The 18,488-nt window shown below is 32.9% G+C and carries 13 protein-coding genes and 1 pseudogene; 9 read left to right on the top strand and 5 right to left on the bottom strand.

Annotated elements, in window-relative coordinates:
* Positions 1-61 precede the first annotated feature (61 nt).
* Positions 62-2,008, top strand: a complete 1,947-nt coding sequence (locus tag EZS29_RS12090) for a methyl-accepting chemotaxis protein (RefSeq protein WP_130611018.1) — start codon at positions 62-64, stop codon at positions 2,006-2,008.
* A gap of 31 nt (positions 2,009-2,039) precedes the next feature.
* Here the strand turns inward: EZS29_RS12090 and EZS29_RS12095 are convergent, their stop codons facing one another.
* Both EZS29_RS12095 and EZS29_RS12100 read right to left on the bottom strand, forming a co-directional pair.
* Complete coding sequence (locus EZS29_RS12095) at positions 2,040-3,545, bottom strand: methyl-accepting chemotaxis protein (protein ID WP_130611021.1); 1,506 nt, start codon at positions 3,543-3,545, stop codon at positions 2,040-2,042.
* 132 nt (positions 3,546-3,677) lie between these two features.
* Positions 3,678-5,210, bottom strand: coding sequence for a beta propeller repeat protein (locus EZS29_RS12100; RefSeq protein WP_130611024.1), 1,533 nt, complete (start codon positions 5,208-5,210; stop codon positions 3,678-3,680).
* A gap of 453 nt (positions 5,211-5,663) precedes the next feature.
* Between EZS29_RS12100 and EZS29_RS12105 the strand changes: the two genes are divergently transcribed.
* The 3 genes from EZS29_RS12105 to EZS29_RS12115 all read left to right on the top strand — a co-directional run bounded on the left by EZS29_RS12105 (position 5,664) and on the right by EZS29_RS12115 (position 9,772).
* Positions 5,664-6,896 (top strand): thiaminase II/PqqC family protein, encoded by a 1,233-nt coding sequence (locus EZS29_RS12105; protein WP_130611027.1) that lies wholly within the window; start codon positions 5,664-5,666, stop codon positions 6,894-6,896.
* 67 nt (positions 6,897-6,963) lie between these two features.
* Positions 6,964-9,327 carry an adenylate/guanylate cyclase domain-containing protein gene (locus EZS29_RS12110; RefSeq protein ID WP_130611030.1) on the top strand — a complete coding sequence of 788 codons (2,364 nt, stop codon included), beginning with the start codon at positions 6,964-6,966 and terminating at the stop codon, positions 9,325-9,327.
* A 10-nt stretch (positions 9,328-9,337) separates the two neighbouring features.
* Positions 9,338-9,772 carry a GatB/YqeY domain-containing protein gene (locus EZS29_RS12115; protein ID WP_172603927.1) on the top strand — a complete coding sequence of 145 codons (435 nt, stop codon included), beginning with the start codon at positions 9,338-9,340 and terminating at the stop codon, positions 9,770-9,772.
* Between the two features lie 10 nt (positions 9,773-9,782).
* On the opposite strand, the gene EZS29_RS12120 is transcribed toward EZS29_RS12115, so the two are convergent.
* The 3 genes from EZS29_RS12120 to EZS29_RS12130 all read right to left on the bottom strand — a co-directional run bounded on the left by EZS29_RS12120 (position 9,783) and on the right by EZS29_RS12130 (position 11,829).
* Complete coding sequence (locus EZS29_RS12120; protein WP_130611036.1) at positions 9,783-10,244, bottom strand: hypothetical protein; 462 nt, start codon at positions 10,242-10,244, stop codon at positions 9,783-9,785.
* A gap of 123 nt (positions 10,245-10,367) precedes the next feature.
* Entirely contained in the window at positions 10,368-10,820 is a 453-nt protein-coding gene (locus EZS29_RS12125; RefSeq protein ID WP_130611039.1) for a hypothetical protein, read from the bottom strand.
* Between the two features lie 25 nt (positions 10,821-10,845).
* Positions 10,846-11,829 carry a pyridoxal-phosphate dependent enzyme gene (locus tag EZS29_RS12130; RefSeq protein WP_130611042.1) on the bottom strand — a complete coding sequence of 328 codons (984 nt, stop codon included), beginning with the start codon at positions 11,827-11,829 and terminating at the stop codon, positions 10,846-10,848.
* 73 nt (positions 11,830-11,902) lie between these two features.
* Here EZS29_RS12130 and EZS29_RS12135 point away from each other — a divergent pair, with 73 nt between their 5' ends.
* The 5 genes and pseudogenes from EZS29_RS12135 to EZS29_RS12155 all read left to right on the top strand — a co-directional run bounded on the left by EZS29_RS12135 (position 11,903) and on the right by EZS29_RS12155 (position 18,457).
* Complete coding sequence (locus tag EZS29_RS12135; protein WP_130611045.1) at positions 11,903-13,201, top strand: RsmD family RNA methyltransferase; 1,299 nt, start codon at positions 11,903-11,905, stop codon at positions 13,199-13,201.
* A complete protein-coding gene (locus EZS29_RS12140) occupies positions 13,198-14,547 on the top strand; it encodes a THUMP domain-containing protein (protein ID WP_130611048.1) in 1,350 nt (449 codons plus the stop codon). Before EZS29_RS12135 ends, EZS29_RS12140 begins: the two co-directional genes overlap by 4 nt.
* 315 nt (positions 14,548-14,862) lie before the next feature.
* On the top strand, positions 14,863-15,411 hold the full coding sequence (locus EZS29_RS12145) for a DNA-3-methyladenine glycosylase (RefSeq protein ID WP_130611051.1): 549 nt from the start codon (positions 14,863-14,865) through the stop codon (positions 15,409-15,411).
* Between the two features lie 139 nt (positions 15,412-15,550).
* Positions 15,551-17,335: a glycosyltransferase family 4 protein gene (locus EZS29_RS12150; RefSeq protein WP_130611054.1), complete on the top strand. Its 1,785-nt coding sequence runs from the start codon at positions 15,551-15,553 to the stop codon at positions 17,333-17,335.
* 132 nt (positions 17,336-17,467) lie between these two features.
* A pseudogene (locus tag EZS29_RS12155) lies at positions 17,468-18,457 on the top strand (NAD-dependent epimerase/dehydratase family protein).
* Positions 18,458-18,488 lie beyond the last annotated feature (31 nt).

Genomic DNA, 18,488 nt, shown 5'->3' on the forward strand with positions numbered 1-18,488 from the left:
TTTCTGATACTTTGAAGATCTGAAGATTTATGAATACTCAAAATATAAATAAGGCTTAGCTATGGCTTTAGAAAAAATTAATAACTTACTTGATAGATTTAGCTTAAAAGCTAAAGTTATCTTCACTGGCATATTTGGTATTACGATAATTGCATTTATCATAATAACAATTGCACTCATAAATAATAATATTAGAAATCAAGAAGCTATCCAAAATTATATTAATAAATCAACTTCTGCCATCGATAAATCTATCTCGGCACAGTTCTATGAACGCTATGGTGATGTTCAAGCATTTGCAGTTAATACGATTTTACAAACAAATAGAATTGATGACATGACAAAAGTATTCAATGAGTACGTTAGAATGTATGGAATATATGATTTCATTCTTTTTGTTGATACAAATGGAAACTACATTGCATCAAATAGCAAAGGGCCTAAAGATGAGATGCTCAATCTAACAAAATTATCAAAGCAAAACTTTGCTAATACAGAATGGTTTAAAAATGCTATTGATGAAAAATTTACTGTTGACAAAACAAATGGCTTTGATGGAACTTTTTTTGAAGATGCTCAGACTGATAATCTTATTGAAGAAGCCTATGGTAGAAAAGAGTTCACCACTAGCTTTAGCACTGTTGTTAAAAACACAGCGGGGAAAAAAATTGGCGTCATAACCAATCGCGCAAATTTTTCTTGGGTTGGGAGTGAAGTCTCCACCGAATTTGAGCAGGCTCGACAATTTAGCGCCATTCGACTCGATATTTTGCTGTTAAACAAAAAAGGTGACCTTCTCGCTGATTTTACCCGTGAGAGTTTCGAGAAAGGCAAAGCGCTTGATCCTAGCTATGCCTCAGAAAAAGCAAAAATGCTTATTGAATCCGACTCCGTAAAAGATGCACTTAACAATAAAAGCGGATCTTCATATTATTATGACAAATTATCAAAAAGAGATACCTATCTTGCATTTGATCATATTAAAAACAAAAAATTTATTCCCAGTATTAATTGGACACTCGTGATCAGTATTCCAGTCGATGATATTTTTGGCGCAAATAACAGACAGACTCTTTACACAGTTGTTATCATTTCATCGGTATGGCTCATTTCCTTAGTATTCGCTCTCTATCTTTCTTTAGGGCTTTCACGAAAGTTCGCCGAAGTTGCTCGCAGGCTTGGGATCACTTCAGAATCTATTTTAAAATCATCAAAAGAGCTTACAAAACTCTTTGATAAAGTAGCGGCCAATGCTGTAAAACAATCACAATCTCAGGAACAATCGTCAGCCTCCTTGACACAAATTTTAGCTATGATCAAACGCACAGTCGAAAATGTCCAAGGGTCAAAAATCACTGCCACCAATGTTTCGAATGAAGCCCAAGAAGGCAACCAAGCAATGGAAAGAATGGAGAAAGCTGTCATTAAGATAGAAGAAACCAATACTTCCCTTGAAGAAATCCGAAAAATCATCAATCAAATAAATACAAAAACCTCACTTATAAACGATATCGTAACAAAAACTGAGCTCCTATCACTCAATGCTTCCATAGAAGCAGCGCGCGCAGGAGAGTACGGAAAAGGTTTTGCTGTGGTTGCGGAAGAAGTCGGAAATCTTGCCAAAACAAGTGGAAATGCCGCAAATGAAATCGAAACACTCATTGCTTCCAGTGCATCAAAAGTTGATAGTATTATTGAAGAAACAAAACTCAAAGTGGTTGAAGGCATTGAAGCAAGTAAACTTGCAGTCACAATATTTAAAGGCATATCTGAAAAAATAGAAGAAATTAAACAGAGAGTTGATTCTATCAATGAAGCAACGAATGAACAAAAAATTGGAGTTGAAACCACCACCGAGGCAACCAACTTACTCAGCATGGTCACCAAAGAAAATAGCGATTCTGCAGATAAAGCACTTGCAACAGCTAAAACGGTTGAACAAGATAGCAATCGCATTGCCCTCAGTATGAATGAAATAAAATACTTAGTTTATGGTAAAAAATATTAAATATGCATTGTAAAACAAAAATAAATTATATTTAACTCTTCTTTTTTGCTCCTTGGATCACAAGATTTGATGTTTCAATATTGTCTTTTAAAACTTCACTGACTTTTGCGATATCTTCGGTTGCTCTTAATGATTTATCTGACTCACCACTGTTTTTTAATGCCAAATCGTTTAATTGGCTCATTGCTGTAGAAATCTGCCTTACACCAATTTCTTGCTCTTTAATAGCATCAGAAATTTGCCCCATTTGCGTGTTTATACTCAAAATTCCATTTACAATATCAGGGAAGGAATCAGAAACTGTAGATGTTCTTAGCTCTCCTTCTCCAACATTTTCAATGGTTTCCTGCAGAATTCCATCCACATCTTTCCGGCTCCGATTCAAGAGATGTTGAATTTCGTTGGAAGCCTTACCGCTCATTTGAGCTAGATTTCCCACTTCTAGAGCCACAACTGAGAAGCCTTTACCCGTATCGCCCGCTCGCGCAGCTTCTATAGATGCGTTTAAGGAAAGCAACTCGGTTTTAGCAACAATCCTCTTTATATCCTTAGTTTTAATTTCAATTTCATTAAATATTTTTTCAATATTTTTTAATTTAAAACTCGATTCTTTAATTCGCTTCATTGAGTCTTGCATGCTTTTGATAGAGTATTCACCTTGCTCAACCTTTTTCGAGATATCATTTGCCGATCTTGCTGAATCCATTGAAAACTCAGTTGTTTTAGCAATCATACTTGTTATTTCAGAAATTGCAGAAGCCGTAGATTGAATGGAAGCCTCTTGATCTTTCGAAAAACTTTGTACTCTTTGACTTGATTCACTTAAAAATTTACTTTTATGGGAGAGCGCCTCAGAGTTTTTCATCAGAATATTACTTACTTTCATCAATGGTTTTACCACAGAATTTGCAAAATAAAGCCCAAGAGAGATAAGTGCGGCAGTGCATAATATACAAGAAATTAAAAGTATCTCAATAAATTTCTTGAGAATTTCAACAACATCGTCTAAAAATAATCCAGTGCCTAAAATCCAATTCCATTCAGGTATGAGTTTTACAAATGTAAGTTTTTCAATTGCCTCGGATGAGCCTAATTTAGGTGACATATAACTAATAAATCCCTCACCTTTTGTTTTCGCAACTTCTGATATTTTAGAATATGTTTTAAAACCGGTTGAGTCTTTAAATTCAGACATATCTTTCATATAGACATCAGGTCTTGATGGATTCACGACCAAAAAACTGTTCGTAGTGGAAATAAAAATATATTCTGTTTCTGAATAGCGGATAGATTTTATATTTTCAATCATCCTCTTTTGCGCTTCTTCGCGCGATATTAAACCTTTTTTTTCTGAGTCTATGTATCCTTTTGCTAAGGTATAGCTGATATCTATGATATTTTTTAATCGCTCTTTTCGTGTATCGATAAGGACATTCCAATAAAAATTACTGAGCCAGACTAAAAAGACAAAAAATATAATGACTGATAGAAGACAATTTAATAAAATTTTAACTCTTATGCCATACCGCTCAAACATACATAATCCTTCAACATAATGATGTTCTATACTTTATCGGCAGGCACTTCATTTTTATTAAAGGAATAAATAATATTATTTTATACAACAAAATTGAATCCTTAAATACAATGAGCGCAATACTTCGTTTAATTAATTTGAATCCTCATAATAGAAAAGTCCCGAAGGATTGGAAACCAGTGCTTTGTCCTTAAACATAGAGAAACTCATAGGGAGCGACAAATGTGCAGTATTTCGAAAGACTATCGGACTTTCATTTATATCTGCTTGATATATACCATCAGAGTGAACTATATTTTTATTTTTTTCACTTATTAAATTATTTCGGAGATTATATCCACAATTTTTACAAAGAATAGATGCATAAATATAATTTCCCTGTAAAAATAAATTGTAAATTTCACTGCCTTGCAATTCTTGCTGAGGAATAAATTCTCCTTCAAGACCTTCTTTCGAAATATAAATACCATTTTTTCCACCCAAAATAATTATATTCTTAGCGACTGCGATTTCACTCACATAATTGTCTTGTAATTCATAATTATTTTTATAAAATTTTCCACTTGTTAAATCATTTGTGTAGTATAAATTTTTTTCTGTAGTTATTATAACATTATTTTCAGATATATGTAAAGAATTTATATGAATGTTAGGTATAACTATTTCTCTAAAGACCCCATTGACACCTTCTGTTGTAAAATAAAAAGAATTTTCATTTGTTACAACATAAATATTTTTACCCGAAACAGCTACCCTTGTTATTTTTTTATTTAGGATGAGTGGATCCTGCACCATTTTAAAGTTCAGATTATCATCATAAGAAGCATAATATAACCCACCACCACCACCTTCATCACGATAGCTTGCCGCATAAATAAACTCACTATCAAAGACCATATATCGCACATCATAACTCTTTATTGATTCTACCTTTTTAAAATCACTTATTAAAAAATCATTTGTGTAAAATAATCCTCCTTGACTTTTAGTTTGATAATCATATGTGGTTTTATAACCTACAGCATAGACACCATTTTCAAACGGATACACGCGATAAATAGCTTCATGTGCCAATTCTTTTATCGGATATTTAATTGAATAATCTATCTTAATATTTTTCCCTTGAATGCTATAGTCAAATTCTTTCATTCTGCCCAATTGAAGATGGATAGTTGGAGGTAAAAACAAATCACCTTTTTTAATTTTCACCCTAATGTATATTTTATCGTCCAAGTTACCTTGTGAATTTCGTAATTTTTTTATTTCCAAAAATTTATTAGAATAATATTCTGTCAAAAGATATTTGTTTTCACCATTATTTATTATATTATATTCATTATTTACATTGTTTAAAATTACATACAATTTAGTCAGAAAAATATTACAATTTGTATCACCACTGTTTAAGGAGAGAGAATGCTCATGAATTTGATTTCCCCCAAAGAGTTTCCATACTTGTCCGCGTGCGCTTTTCTTACATCCGTCTCCATAAAATCCTTCAAGCACAAAGTTATTTTTAGCAATATTTCTGATCTGCGCCTGAAACGATAATCCTACTAAAGAAAGCTCTCCGTTAGATAATTCACTATGCAAATTATTTAATTTGCATGAATTTAAAAAGAAACAAAAAAGCAAAATGACTACGTAATAAGATTTAACTTTCATTTAAAAATCCTTTAAATTTTGCGAAAAAATATTATTAGGGAAATACAAAATTATTTATATTATATTTCCCTATTATAAAAAAATTTAACAGAAAAGTTCATGTATAATACAAATTATCAATTTTCAAGTACTTTCGTACTTTTAAAAATAATTTTTATTTATATTTATTAATATTTTAATTTTATTAAAAATTAATATTAAGTTAATTATTTTTTTCTTACAAATTTACATAAGTATATATTTTATATAATAATTTATTTAATTTTATGAAAAACCTTCCCTACCCAAGACAACAAGACATTGTAACTATTGATTTTTTAATTATAAATTCATATTTTATCAATCTCATCCGATACAATTATTTAAAGAGTATAAGATTCTGATTTGCTCATGCACTGCGCTATTTTATCTAACTCTTACACAATCTATTTGGACCGACCCAGGGAGGCCTAAATGGTTAAAAAAATTGAAATACACTTAAAAGAGGACCCATTGTCCACATTAAGAATTTTTATTCTGGAAAAAAGTTTAAATAAGAATGAACTCAAGAAATTGGATAATATCGAATTTATTCATGATAAATATAATTCTCTAACATTTGATCAAAAAAATAAATTAATCGAGTTTACCGCATCTCAACTGCAAAATAAGTTCACTTTAGAAGAACCTATTTATGATCAACTTTTCTCATTTTGTCTTATCTCAAGTTTTGAAAAAGAATTTCAACATAATAATAAATTAATAGATTTACTTCTGGAAGAAGTTTCTAACATGCATTTTATTGAAAAAATATGTCAAACTTTATTTTCAATCATGGATCATGAATATGATTTTTCATCAAATAATAGCCTGATAGCTGCTCATTCTTTAGCATTAATAATTGAATTAGGCATTAAGCTCGACAAATTTCATCTTAAGAATGAATTTAACTCGGAACACACCCAGCATGTTATTAAATATATCACTTCTAATTTACTTGCAAGAAGTAATGTCAATAATGAAGAAATTCGTATCGGTCTTGTTTATTATTTAACTCGAATTGATACTAAGCCTCAATTATATCTCCAAAAAATATTATCTCGTTTTGGCGAAAGTTTACTTGAGAGTGTTTTTAACAAATACTTTATGAATCCAGAAAGAAATAAAACTGCTTTCTACTTTCTAAAAGAACATTTAACTGTTTTTCTAGGTGGATCTGCATTTATTGCTGAAATGACTCAGTCTGTTTTGCAAGCGCAGATGTTAAAAAACCCAGATGAATTTATTAAGCTCTTAAATCAATTTTTAAAATCTCCATTAAATGATCAAGATGATTATAAAAATATTACCATACATGTTTCATTTCTACTTAAAAAAGCATTTGCCATTAATCATGCTAAACTCACAACAAGCTTGATGGATATTATTTTAAATCATTTAGAATCTATAAAAAATCATAAAAAAGATATATATTTGGCAGCAGGAGACATTATAATTGATATATTAATAAGTACAAGAACAAAACAATCTCGTCAGTTTATTAGCAAAATATCTTCTCTATATAACGATATTTTAAATGATAAAAAGCAGCAAATTAAAATTAAAAAAACAAATGTTCACCCAATTAAGCTCAATATGGATGTTAAAGCTAAAATGAATTCTTCGGCGCCCTCAGTTCTAGATGAAATCTTACTTTTGGCAAGTTAAAACAAAATTACCCACATGAAATTTTTTAAATAAAAAATAATATAATATATTATAAAAAGGACTTTTTATGGAAAAAAATAAGCGTAGGCTTTTTACTAAAAAGAAGATTCTCCACTTTTTCTTAATGCCAACATCTTTTAAGACAGGTTTATTCATCTGTTTTATATGTTTGTTCCTTTTGCTTAGACACTATTCTCTACCTAAAAATGCTTTAGATCTCGTTGGACAATTGGAACGAGAACTCTACGACGTTCGTTTTAAAATCAGAGGACCGATCAAGTTAACTGGGGTAGTGGGAACATTGACAGCAGATGATAAAAGTATTGAAAAGTTTGGTCGTTGGCCATTCCCAAGGGATATTTATGAAAAAGTACTGCAAAATTTAAAAAATGCGGGAGTCAAATGGATTGGTTTTGATGTCTTTTTTAGTGAACCGCAAAGAAGGTTTCTGGATGAAAGTCTATTGAATCTAAAACAAATTTATTTAGAAAAGCATTTAAACTCTAAAGAGTATGAAAACACTTTGTACAAATTGATGAACAATAGTCCTGGTGATTTTTCGTTAGGGAGGGGTATAGAAGATTTTAAATCTATCACTCAAGGGTTTTACTTTATTGATCACAAGTCCCAACTCTTAAATTCTCAATATGATTGGCTCGCAAGTTTTAATCGTTTAAAAAATTCAGCTATCGATTTTGTCGATTTTCCAGCAGGTAAAAAAATAAATCAATATAAAGAATTAATGAGTTACGGCGTAGTCACAAACACAGAAGTTATTGCTGGCAAATCACGCTATGTTGGCTTTGCAAACAACCAATCTGAATCGGACGGCCTGATCCGAAAAGCTGCTTTGGTCAAAGCAATTGAACCCACTGATAGTAAAGGTATTTCTCACGGAAATGCCATCGTTGTTCCGAGTTTAGGACTCTCTCTTGCGGCAAATTATTTGGAAAGTGGAATTGTCGTCCACTTCGATGAGTTAGGCATTGAAAGCATTGAACTATATCCTAGCGATAGTAAGAAACCGCAAATAAAAATCCCATTATTTTATGATGGACAAGGCAAACTTCTAATCAATCACTATGGTGAGTTTGAGCAATTGCCTCAATTGTCATTACAAGATGCCTATGAAAATAAAATCCCAAAAAATGTCCCACCTATTCTCGTCTATGGAGGAACGGCTACAGGTACAAATGACAAACGCCCCTCTCCATTTGATGAAAATTTCGATGGAGTAGGCCATCACGTTACAGTTATTGAAAATATTTTAACGCAAAATTTTATGAAAAGGCCGCTCTCAGCCCCTTTTTTAGAAATTGCACTTTTAATAGTATCCGGCATTGTTTTTTCCTTTATATTAAAACATATGAGCGCGATAAAGTCAGCTATTTTTGTAGGGACTATACTTATTTCATTCTATTTAATTGATAAATACTTCTTATTTGGCAAAGGAAATTGGTTTTATGTAGGAATGTTTTATTTGCAAAGTATTTCAATTTATTTTGGTATAACTATTTTTAAGTATTTTACAGAAGAACGCGAAAAGAAAAAAGTGAGAAGTGCATTTCAATATTACTTAAATCCCGCTGTTATAAATCAGCTTATGGAGCAACCCGATAAACTCAAACTCGGTGGGGAAAAAAAGAACCTAACTGTTTTTTTCTCAGACGTAAGAGGGTTCACAACCATTAGCGAATCCCTCACCCCCGAAAAACTGACCTCTCTCTTAAATGAATATTTCACACCAATGACAAAAATAATCCTTGATTCAAATGGACTTCTTGACAAATATATAGGCGATGCTGTTATGGCCGTTTGGGGGGCTCCTATACCAATCGAAGACCATCCTGATCGGGCAGTTGTTTCAAGTCTCAAGATGCTCGATGAACTTGAGAATTTACAAAAAAAATGGGCCAGCGAAGGGCTGCCCTTTCTCGATATAGGAATTGGCCTTAATACGGGCGATATGGTAGTTGGAAACATGGGGAGCGATCAACGCTTTGACTACACTGTGCTTGGCGACGCAGTCAATTTAGGAGCTCGCCTTGAAGGGATTAATAAGAACTATGGAACACGAATTATTTGTTCGGAGTTTACAAAAAATAGTCTAAAAAATCCTGAAAAATTCCTTTTGCGAGAGCTTGATATTATTCAAGTTAAAGGGAAAAATGAGCCCGTCCGTATTTTTGAAGTCATGCGTTTTCAAGCATCAGAAAGAGAGCAGATAAAAGAACTCATTCATGCATATGAAAGCGCCTTGAGTTTATATCGTGCCCAAAAGTGGAATGAAGCAATTGCTCAATTTAAAAATGCCTTAAAAATAAAGGCTGAAGACCCTCCAAGCTTAGAATTTATCGAACGCTGCCAATATCTTAAAAAAGAAGGTGTCGATAAAAACTGGAATGGCGTATGGGTGTTTAAAACAAAGTAAAGGAAAAAAGATGAGTTCATTAAAAGAGAAACTAAAGGAAGATCTTAAAGTCGCGCTTAAAGAACAAAATAAAGAAGTTTTAGCAGTTGTTCGTATGTTGATCAGTGCTATTCAATATGGAGAAACAGCTGCAAAACCTGTTCCTGAGTTTGACTCTGTTTTGACATATCGTAAACAACTTCTAGATTCCCTTGAAATGTTCCCAAAAGGAAGTGAAAAGCAAGTCCAGATAGAAAAAGAATTGCAGATTGTCGAAAGGTATATGCCTAAAGCACCAAGTGAAGATGAATTGATAAATATTATCAAAGATAAAATAAACTCAGTGCCCAAAGAAGAAAAAATAAATATGGGTCTTATTATGAAAGATTTAAAACAAAATTTTCCCACCTGCGATGGGAAAATGGTGATGGGATTGCTTCAAAAAGAAATTGCTTTGAGAAAGTAAATTACTATTTTTAATTATCAAATGTGTATTGAAGTTTTAGGCCCATTGTCATCTTTTTAAGATCTCCGATATCAATAGAGTTTTCGGATTCACTAGGATTATTTCCATAAAAATTCGGTTTTGGCACATAGGTGAAGAGAGGCTCAGCATGAAATCCAGGTTGATCGAATTTATTTATGTGTCGATTGCCCGAACTGCAGTCTGAAAAAGAGAGTTCAATCACACCGACCATAACACCTAACCCTGCACCAATCAAAGTTGCTGTTGCTATTTTTGCAGGCACCTTGTCAGACGTTTCGCTGGCAATTAAAACCAAAGCTCCAACTCCCGCTCCAATTCCTGCACCAAAAAGGGTGTCACGAAAAAGAATGGGACCTACTTCACATTGCGCCTGCGCTGTTTGCCAACTTGGGACAAAGAAAAGGAAAGTAGATGCAAATATTGTTAAGCCTTTTTTAGAAATAAATTTCATTTTCTAACCATTTTTATAAAAATAAAAAACAAATAAACAAACCAAGAGAAGATTAACTGAGAATATTTCATATTGCAATGGTGATAATGCTATAATTAAAGAGCAATCCTATATTCTGTAAGATCAGTCACCTTCATCTGTTAATTTTTTTTGCAAAGTTCTAATAAACTCTTCATCATAATCTGCCGCAATGACACTGTCGTCTATTCCACCATTGGAAATATATTGAACAGCAAGTTGAAGAAAGTTTTTCTCTCCTCCATCGTTCAATAATTTTACAGCTTTCGGAAAAACATACCAATTTAATGGCATTTTCTCATCCAATAAATGCAATACTAATGGCAATCCGTCTTCGCTTTTTACAATAATTTCGAGTAAATATTTTGTATTCACATTCTTGTTTATATGCCAGTCAAATTTATCATGCCGTATGAGTTTATTTTTCTTAAAAATTCCTTTTAATTCATTTTTATCCAAGGAAACTTCGACAATTTTATTATCTAGCAGTGCAAACATGACCTTGAATGCACTGTCAGATAATTTTATTTTAGTAAATAAAAGCAATTTTGCTTTCATAATTTTCCTATTCTCTTCATAAATTTTATTTAGAAAATTTATTATTTGCTATAATTGCTTTTTTAAAATTCAATTTAGACAGCCAATCGTTGTCCATCAGTTTTGTCATATAATTGCGAATTCCATCTGGAAGAATGACCACAATTTTAGAGCCCTTAGGGACATCAGCAAGAATTTCATTCACACCAAATAAGGCTGTTCCTGAACTGCCACCACACAAAAAGCCTTCTTCACGAATTGCCCTACGCGCCCAAACAAAACTTGGTTCATCAGTCGTTTTTATCCATTTGTCGATCAGATTGCAATCCAAAACTTTTGGGAAAAAATCATAGCCAATACCTTCAACTTGATAAGTTCCTACTTCAGTGCCCCCCCCTAAAATACTGCCCACGGGGTCACAGCCGACAATTTGGCAACTAGGCTTTAACTCTTTAAATTTTTTAGCTATCCCAGTTATTGTTCCACCTGTTCCCGCCCCTGCTACCAAATAATCGGGCACCATGCCAAGATCATCGATAATTTCTTGTGCCGTAAATTTGTAGTGCGCATCACAATTTGATGGATTGGCATACTGATCGAGGACATGCGCATTTGGTAACTCTTTCGCCAAACGATTGGCCACCGAAATATGACTTTCTGGCGCATCATACGCAGCTTCCGTTGGTGTTCTTATTATTTCTGCACCTAGAGCTGCAAGCACAACTTGTTTTTCTTTACTCATTTTCTCTGGTAAAGTAATAATAACTTTATAACCGAGCACAGCTCCTGCCAACGCTATGCCAATACCTGTATTCCCGCTCGTAGGTTCAATTAAAATATCACCTGGTTTTATTCTTCCGGAATTTTGGGCATCCAAAACCATTTGATAACCAATTCTATCTTTTACCGACCCGCCTGGATTTAAAAACTCACATTTTGCATAGACCTCCACCCCTTCTTTTTTAAAGAGATGGTTAATTTTTACCAAAGGAGTTCTTCCAATAGCTTCAAGAATATTTTTCGTTTGCATTTTTATACCTTCCCATGCGACAACCTGTCGTCGCGTATTTTTAGAATCACCTTCTAACTCAAAAAGGGTTACAATGTCCAAACAAAGCACAAAACACCAAACGACAAAACTTAGCTTAGCAAAAGGGCTTCGCTTTCGCATTGGAGAAGATGGTAATATATATGCATCTATTTCAAGTTCATCTGGCGAATTTTATGTCGCTCCTGAAGTTTTGACATTTTTGTGTTTTTTAACGGACAACAATAAAGTAACAGATGTAGATCTCATTCCCAGCAAAATAAAGAAACAATATAATAATCTTTTAAATAATATTCCAAACAAAGAAGAATGCACTGAATTATTAAATGATCTCATTGGCGCAGGCGTTGTTATCAGCTTAAGCGCTGAGAATTCTCGTCATCTGCATGAGGATGGATTTGGTGACCCTTGGATTCAATGGGCTATGATCTCTGATAGTATGCGCTCAAACGCATATTACGATGCTATAAAGAAAGTCGTTACAAATCATTCTATCGTTCTCGATGTGGGCGCTGGCACAGGTCTGCTTTCAGCGCAAGCGCTGTCGCTTGGAGCAAAAAAAGTCATTGCAATAGAAGAAACTAAGATTGCAGAAAATATCAAACCTATCTTTACAAAACTCGGACTTGAAACAAATGCAAAGAATTTTATTTTGCACAACACAAACAGTTTCGATGTTGAAATAAATGATCCCATCACGACTGTTGTGAGCGAACTTTTTGGCAACGATCCTTTTCAGGAAGGAGTGATTCCCACTCTCAGAGAAATCGGCTCGCGTTTTGTTGGCAAACAAATTACATATATCCCAAATAAAGTCACAGTCTTTTTCGATCTGATCGAATTGAAGAGCCATCCTTCTTTGCATAGAATCAAAGCATATAATAAACTCAAAACGGTTATTGATAAGAATAATTTTACTAATAATTTTATGCACGCAGCCGCAACTAAACTCGATTTAGATTGTATTTCATTCCCCATCGCATTGAACGCACATGATTTTAAATATCTTGCAAAAACATGTGAATTGGGCGCAACCCGTCTCGATCCACCTCCAGTTTATAGTGCGGACTTAACGAAACATCCTCTCTCTGGAAAAAAAGAAATTACTATTGAAGAAGATAGTGATAATATTCTTGCTATCTTTTGGTTTAGAGTCCATTTGACCCAGTCAATCACAATTTCATCAAATCCTAAAGAAACGGATGCCTGTGAACACTGGAGCCCAATAGCAATACCACTTAAAAAACTTTTAAATAAACAAAATAAGATTGAGATTAAATATCAACTCAGTGAACAAGAAAATCTATTTTGCTGCGATATTTTTCACCATGAAGAAAAAATAGGATCAAGATGAAGATAGAAAAAGAGCAAAATATTGAAAAACAAATTAAAAAGCACATCTATGGGAAATCACAATCAGCAATTGCAACTTTTCCAGCGGGATTTGGCTCAACTGCTTTACAAGAAGTCGAAGAGATTTTAAACAGCCTTTGGTTTAAACAGAAGTTTAATAGCAAATGTACGCTCTTAAAAAATGAAATTTTAATTGAAAATGTGCATATTTTTGCCTTAAACGAAATTCTCTTACGCAGTCTTTGTCTCACCGATCTTCGCCTTTTATTGCTCGAAGAAAAAGCTGTTGGGAAAGAAGCTTTTGCTAAACATTGTCAATCCATTGCTTGGGATTATTATTTACAGAAATCAATGTCACTCAAAGTGAAAGTCGATTCTGTTGCAAGCAAAGCATTTCATGAGAGCGGCTTAAAAGAAATCTTAGCAAATATCTTAAAAGATAAATGCCTTGAAATCGTTAGCGGTGAAAATACCAACGAAACAACAGCTCTTTATGCAGAGCTGTACAAAGACAAATTAACCGTCAGTATATCCCTCTGTGGTCAGCCCCTGTATAAAAGAGGCTATCGTGGTACTTTAAGTGCCAGCGCCCCCTTACGCGAAGATGCGGCTGCCTGCACAATTACAAAAGCATTTGACTTCCTAAAGAAACACAACCCAGATCTCAAAGCGCAGACACTCATGCTCCCTTTTTCAGGAACTGGTACTTTTGTTTTTGAATATCTTTTATCACAATTTGCACACGCCCCTTGTCTACTAAATAGAGAGTACGCAATTCAAAAAATGCCTCTATTTAGAAAAGAAAACTTTTCTTTTCTTTTAAAAAAATCCCATGAGTTTTCCAAACTAGCCCTATTAAACTCAGCAGAAAATCCATTCCATATTCTCAGCATTGACAATTCAAAACAAGCAAATATTGCATTTCTAGAAAATATTGAAAATTTCAAAAACAAACTCGACACTTCACTGCAGGATTTATTTATTAATAGTTTTCATAAACACAATAATATCGACGAAAAAATATTGTGCGAAAACTTCTTAAAATTAAACATCGATGAACTTTTGCAAAATGAAAATTTCGGGAATGTTTTTCTTCCACTCAATCCCCCATATGGCATCCGTTTAAATGACAAAGGGGACTCAACTGTTTTCTATGCAAATGTAGGCAAAAAAGTTTCCGAAATAAGAGCAAAATTAAAAAATAATAATTCGCATTTATTCGGCTTTATCCTTTGCCCAAATGAAGACTCCTGGTCCGCTTTTTGCAAATGTATGCGCGGCGCAGAACTCGAAACTTATCATTTCACCCAAGGTGGTATGGATATACGTGTGTGTATGTTTTTTTAATAAATAATTTATAATTATATAAATTTATTTTTCATATTTTCAAATTTTTCTTGATCTGTTTTTTTTGATTACAAATCATCGTCTTCAGTAGCGCCCCATTCAGTTAGAACAGTATTCGATAATTGCAAGTACCATTGAAAATCAGGGTCATTTTCGTTACTAAACATTTTAATCTCCATCATAATGTTCAGCAAAGAATTAAAACAGCTTTGCATTTTTCTCAAGCAATTATTACAGTAAACTTTGCTTTTACAAAAAGCGTTCTGCAAAAAATGTGCTTTTATATTTATTTATCTCATTGAGAGTGACTTTAATATGAACCTCGCAGATAGAAATTTCTTCAAACAAAATGCCACGGAACTTGCCCCAAAACTGCTTGGCATGACGCTTTGTCATGTCAATTCTAAAGGTCTGCGCAAAACAGGAATCATCGTCGAAACGGAAGCTTATATGCCAGACGACCCTGCTTGCCACGCTTCTCGGGGTAAAACCAAGCGCACTCTTCCTATGTTTGAAGAAGGTGGTATGAGCTATGTTTATCTTATTTATGGCATGTATTATTGCTTCAATATTGTGTCAGGGGAAAAAGACAGTGGCCAAGCCGTACTTATACGTGCCCTCGAAATTCCCGATCATTCCCACGCAAAAGAAGCTGCTGGCCCTGGAAAACTCTGTCGTTACCTCGAAATCACAAAAGAACAAAATGGTATTTTGCTGGCAAAAGAAAATAATCTTTGGTTAGAAAATTCAGTTAAACTTCAACCTTTCGAAATCATCTCTGCCCCCCGCATAGGAATATCTGCAGGAAAAGAAAAACTGTGGAGATTTTATATAAAAAATAATAACTCAGTTAGTAAAAAGTAAATTCACTCAATTATGCCCTTGCTTTTTAAAACCATTCTTTTGCAAATTTTAAAAAGAACGTATATCTTTAAGTATATCAAAAGAAAGAGACATTCTTTTATTTTAAATATATTATTAAGATTGTACAGGAGAAAAAATATTGAGTGGGATATATACTATACTCATTTTCTTTACATCATTTACATTTTCTCTTCTTTTAGTCCCTTTAATGATTTATTTAGCTAAGAAAAAACAAATTTATGACTTACCCGATAAAGGCGAAATAACTGCTTCTGACTCCATCGAAAACAATATTCCATTTACAAAATCGCGCCGCATGCACACGCAACCAATCCCAAGATTAGGCGGGGTGGCAATCGTAGCTGGATTTTTTATCAGTGTTTCTATTTGGAAACTTCCATCCAACATGGCACTTATTTATTGCTGCTCATTTGTAATGTTTGCGCTCGGCCTTATCGATGATATTAAAACACTGACAGCCAAAATAAGACTCTGCATTCAAACCATAACTGCCTTGACAGTTGTCTTTTTTTCAAATCTGCAAATTCAAAATATTACTTTTTCCAGCGATATAACTTTTACCATTCCATATATTCTAGGCATTATAATCTCTACTTTTATAATAATTGGATCTATCAATTCTATTAATATGGTTGATGGACTTGATGGGCTTGCAGGTGGTGTTGTCCTCATTGGTATTTCTTTATTAAGCTATCTGCATTTTTTAAGCACTCATAATTTAAATCTCATTATTGTTTTTAGCATCCCCATCATCGGAGCTATTCTTGGCTTCTTAAAATACAACACACATCCATCATCCATTTTTATGGGCGATTCAGGCAGCAATTGGCTCGGTTTTATGGTAGGCGTCTTTTTAATACTGATACTAAATAACGAAACAGTTTCAGAGCATAATTCAAGATGGATTTTAGAAAATAGCACAAAATTAAATTATTTTCCAATTTTAAGTGTCCTGCTCTGCTTATCAATACCTATTTTTGATACGGCTCATGTGATTATTCTCAGACTCATTGAAGGAAAAAACCCGCTCAAAGCCGACACGAGACATTTTCATCACTCACTTATTAAAATGGGTTTTACCCATGCACAAAGTGTAATCATTGTTTATTTTCTAATGATATTTTTCGGTATATTAGGAATTCTTCCGATTGCCTATCCACAATATAATTTAAATTGGACTCCAATAGTTGGAGTGTTATTATCTATCTTCTGCATTGTTTTTTCTGTTAAATTAACCGATGGTTTTATCACTCAACTTTCAAGTTATAAATTTTTCCTTGTTTCAAACTCAAGCGCTGGTCCCAAAATCACTCTCTTCTTAAAATATTGGGAACATCTTAACAGATATACAATTTACCTCATTTTGCTTGCAACACCCTTTTTAGCCGGTGTCGTGCCAAAAACAATCAGTCTCGTTGCAGCATGTATGGCATTGATTATGATCTGCACAATTTTTATAAAAAAGAGCGATAGTTTTTTTGAGTCCCTTCTTATAGCCATCGCTTCTACTGTTTTACTTATAGCAAACAACTCAAACGTTATTTGGATTGAAATATTTGGCACAAAATACAATCTACAACACGCTTATAATTATCTTTTTATTTGGTTGCTATTTAGTACATTATTTTTCTTTATCTTTACCTTTAAAAGAAAATATCTCATAATTGCTCCAACAGACTTTCTTTTAGCCATTTTACCTCTTATTCTTTTACTGCTGCCCTTAGAATATCAAACTGAATATAAACTCAATATTATTGCATTAAGAAGCCTCGTTCTTTTTGCAGCGCTTAGAACTCTTTCTAAAAGACACAGTCGCTTCTTTTATAAAATTCATTTTATCTGTATCATTGCATTAGCTTGGATAGCATTGACAACATTGGCAGGACTGAGATTGGTTTATTGAATACTACAAATGAAAAATTGGAGTGAATTCTAGTTAAGGAAATGAAAACAAAATTTATGCGAAATTAGATTGCAAGCATTTAAAATATATGAGATAATTATTTTAGTTTTTTTTTAAAAAACCGAGAATATAATGAAATATAATAATTTTTTTAAAAATAAAAATGTTCTAATAACTGGGGGATATGGATTTATTGGTTCAAATCTTGCAATAAAACTTTTAGAACTCGAAGCAAAAGTAACTGTTTTTGACAAAATGCTCACTCAATATGGTGCTAATAAGTTTAATTTAGAACCTATTCATCCCAATCTGATGGTAAATATTTCTGACACTCGTGACAAAACGTCAATTGGAAACGCTATTAAAAACCAAGATATTATATTTAATCTTGCAGGTCAACTTGGACATATCGAGTCAATGCTTGACCCATGGAATGACTTAAGTATAAATGTTGAAACTTAAATAAATATTCTTGAAGCATGCAGAAAATTCAATCCTAATGTAAAAATAATATACGCGAGTACAAGACAAATATATGGAAAACCTAATTATCTGCCAGTAGACGAAGAACATCCAATATCTCCAGTAGATGTAAATGGAATCAATAAATTTTCCGCAGAAAACTATCATATTTTATATAATAATGTCTATGGAATTAAATCTGTTATATTAAGATTGACTAATACATATGGTCCTAGAGTAAGAATAAAAGATGCGAAACAGACATTTATAGATATTTGGCTACGGAATATTATAGAAAAAAAACCAATAATTATCTTTGGTGATGGCTTACAAGTGAGAGATCTAACTTACATAGATGATTTGGTAGATGCGTTTCTTTTATCAGCAATTTCAAATTCAGATAAATCTGAAATTTTTAATCTCGGTGGAGAAAAAATATCATTACTTGATTTAGCAAAAACTTTTCAAAGTATAAATCCTAATTGTAAATATGAGTTACAGCCTTTTCCCATTGATAGAAAAGCTATTGATATTGGAAACTATTATGCAGATGATTCCAAAATAAAAAAATTATTGGGTTGGGAAAGCAAAACAAATCTCTTTGAAGGATTAAAAAAATGTTTGGATTTCTATGAAGAAAATTCGCATTATTATTTATAATTATTATTTTATTACAATAAATAAAACACGT

Source organism: Fluviispira sanaruensis (assembly GCF_004295685.1).
GTDB classification, from domain to species: Bacteria; Bdellovibrionota_B; Oligoflexia; order Silvanigrellales; family Silvanigrellaceae; genus Silvanigrella; species Silvanigrella sanaruensis.

Bases quoted from the DNA above. Each gene is read 5' to 3' on its own strand.
- EZS29_RS12090 (WP_130611018.1), top strand. From the start codon at position 62: ATGGCTTTAGAAAAAATTAATAACTTACTTGATAGATTTAGCTTAAAA.
- EZS29_RS12095 (WP_130611021.1), bottom strand. From the start codon at position 3,545: ATGTTTGAGCGGTATGGCATAAGAGTTAAAATTTTATTAAATTGTCTT.
- EZS29_RS12100 (WP_130611024.1), bottom strand. From the start codon at position 5,210: ATGAAAGTTAAATCTTATTACGTAGTCATTTTGCTTTTTTGTTTCTTT.
- EZS29_RS12105 (WP_130611027.1), top strand. From the start codon at position 5,664: ATGGTTAAAAAAATTGAAATACACTTAAAAGAGGACCCATTGTCCACA.
- EZS29_RS12110 (WP_130611030.1), top strand. From the start codon at position 6,964: ATGGAAAAAAATAAGCGTAGGCTTTTTACTAAAAAGAAGATTCTCCAC.
- EZS29_RS12115 (WP_172603927.1), top strand. From the start codon at position 9,338: ATGAGTTCATTAAAAGAGAAACTAAAGGAAGATCTTAAAGTCGCGCTT.
- EZS29_RS12120 (WP_130611036.1), bottom strand. From the start codon at position 10,244: ATGAAATTTATTTCTAAAAAAGGCTTAACAATATTTGCATCTACTTTC.
- EZS29_RS12125 (WP_130611039.1), bottom strand. From the start codon at position 10,820: ATGAAAGCAAAATTGCTTTTATTTACTAAAATAAAATTATCTGACAGT.
- EZS29_RS12130 (WP_130611042.1), bottom strand. From the start codon at position 11,829: ATGCAAACGAAAAATATTCTTGAAGCTATTGGAAGAACTCCTTTGGTA.
- EZS29_RS12135 (WP_130611045.1), top strand. From the start codon at position 11,903: ATGTCCAAACAAAGCACAAAACACCAAACGACAAAACTTAGCTTAGCA.
- EZS29_RS12140 (WP_130611048.1), top strand. From the start codon at position 13,198: ATGAAGATAGAAAAAGAGCAAAATATTGAAAAACAAATTAAAAAGCAC.
- EZS29_RS12145 (WP_130611051.1), top strand. From the start codon at position 14,863: ATGAACCTCGCAGATAGAAATTTCTTCAAACAAAATGCCACGGAACTT.